The sequence below is a fragment of the Methylibium sp. genome, from assembly GCF_013817365.1.
Taxonomy (GTDB): domain Bacteria; phylum Pseudomonadota; class Gammaproteobacteria; order Burkholderiales; family Burkholderiaceae_C; genus Methylibium.
On sequence record NZ_JACDCU010000605.1, the window covers coordinates 1 to 2,043 of the forward strand.

Consider the following 2,043-nt stretch of genomic DNA (forward strand, 5'->3'; position numbering starts at 1 on the left):
TGGTCTCGCCAGCGGCGCGCGCGTGGTGCCGCGCGCCACGACCACCGCGCCGCCCGTGCTCGGCGAGCCCAGCCACCCGTGGCGGCGCAGCGAAGACCGCACGCGTCATTTGCCCATCGGCGACGGTCTCATCGGCCGCGTGGTCGATTCGCACGGCACGCCGCTCGATCGCCTGGGCCCGCTCGACAGCAGGCCCGGCGCTGTGCGCAACGAGCCGCTGGTGCGCCGCCCCATCAATGCGATGGAGCGCGACCCCGTGCGCCTGCCGCTCGACACCGGCGTGCGCGCCATCAACACCCTGCTGACCGTCGGCCGCGGCCAGCGTATCGGCCTGTTCGCCGGCTCCGGCGTCGGCAAGTCGGTGCTGCTCGGCATGATGGCCAAGTACACGGCGGCCGACGTGATCGTGGTCGGCCTCATCGGCGAACGCGGCCGCGAGGTCAAGGAGTTCATCGAAGACATCCTCGGCGCCGAGGGCCTGGCCCGCGCCGTGGTCGTGGCCGCACCGGCCGACGCGCCGCCGCTCACGCGCATGCAGGGTGCCAACTACGCCACCGCCATCGCCGAGCACTTCCGCGATCGCGGCCAGCACGTGCTGCTGCTGATGGATTCGCTCACGCGCTACGCCATGGCGCAACGCGAGATAGCGCTGGCCATTGGCGAGCCGCCGGCCACCAAGGGCTACCCGCCGAGCTGCTTCGCCAAGCTGCCGCAACTGGTCGAGCGCAGCGGTAACGGCCTGGCCGGCTGCGGCTCGATCACCGCGTTCTACACTGTGCTCAGCGAGGGCGACGACCAGCAGGACCCGATCGCCGACGCGGCGCGCGCCATTCTCGACGGCCACATCGTGCTCTCGCGCGAACTCGCCGAGTCGGGCCACTACCCGGCCATCGACATCGAACGCTCGGCTTCGCGCGTGATGCACAACGTGGCCACGCCCGAACACCTGCAGGCCGCGCGGCGGCTGCGCCAGTGGTGGTCGCGCCACCAGAAGGCGCGCGACCTCATCGCGCTGGGGGCCTATGCGCCCGGTCACGACGCCGAACTCGACCTTGCGGTGCGCCACATCGACGCCATGCGCGCACTGTTGCAGCAAGACATGCACGAACCCGCCTTGCTCGACGCCGGCGTGCGGCAGCTGCGCCAGCTGACCGGCGTCTGAGCCCGCCTTTCCGTATCAGCCAGAACCCCGTTTCAGGAGCCCCCATGCCCGACATCCTTGCCCTGCAGACCCTGCTCGAACAGGCCGGCGCCGCGCGCGACAAGGCACTCGCCGTGCACCGGCACGCGCTCGCCGTCGTGCAGGCCGCGCAAGTGCAGGCCGGGCAACTGGCCGCCTACCGGCTCGAGTACGCCGATCGTTTCGGCAAGCAGTTCCAGCAAAGCGGCGCCATCGAGCTGCTGCAGTGCTACCAGGGCTTCATGGCGCGGCTCGACGATGCGGTGACCCAGCAGGGCCATGTGGTGACGCAGGCTGCGGCGCGTGCCGACGACGCCAAGGCCCTGCTCCTCGCCGCCGAGCTGCGCGCGGCCTCGGTGCGAAAGTTGATCGAGCGGCGCACTGCCGAAGCCGCCTTGCGGGGCGACCGGCGCGAGCAAAAAACCACCGACGAGTTCGCTGCGCGCGTGGCCTGGCAGCGCCTCGCGGCTGCGGGCGGGCCGGATGCGCTGGGTTTCAGCGCGGCCTGAGGCCGGAACGGACACCGCAGCACGACGCCAGCGCAGCGCGGCAATCGTCGCCGGGACTCGAGCGCTAAGCCCGAACCTCATCGATACAACACAACGCGTCGCTTCCTCATCGCGAACGCACCGAACAGGAACCGCTGACCGTGAACCTGCACTTCAACGCTCACCCCGCCCCCGGCCTCGGCGCCGAGGCCTCGACGAATCCGCGTGCCGGCGGCAGCACCGGCTCGCCCGGCGCTTTCGCCGGCGTGCTCGGTGCGCAGGTCGAGCGCAATAGCGGCGGCGCGTACCACGGCAGTGCCTTCGACGTGCCCGAAGCCCGGCGTGAGCCGGCCAGCCGGCCCGCACCGGCGGCCG

The 2,043-nt window shown here is 71.7% G+C and carries 3 protein-coding genes; all 3 read left to right on the plus strand.

The annotated features are described in order from the left end of the window. The coding region (locus tag H0W38_RS21920; protein WP_292458216.1) for a FliI/YscN family ATPase at positions 1–1,162 on the plus strand (1,162 nt) is incomplete at its 5' end. Positions 1,163–1,206: 44 nt separating this feature from the next. Further along, positions 1,207–1,689, plus strand: coding sequence for a flagellar export protein FliJ (fliJ, locus tag H0W38_RS21925; protein WP_292458218.1), 483 nt, complete (start codon positions 1,207–1,209; stop codon positions 1,687–1,689). Between the two features lie 140 nt (positions 1,690–1,829). Next, on the plus strand, positions 1,830–2,043 hold a 214-nt coding region (locus H0W38_RS21930; RefSeq protein WP_292458221.1), incomplete at its 3' end, for a hypothetical protein.

Excerpts from the sequence above, each read along its gene's own strand:
- fliJ (WP_292458218.1), top strand. The coding sequence starts at position 1,207 with ATGCCCGACATCCTTGCCCTGCAGACCCTGCTCGAACAGGCCGGCGCC.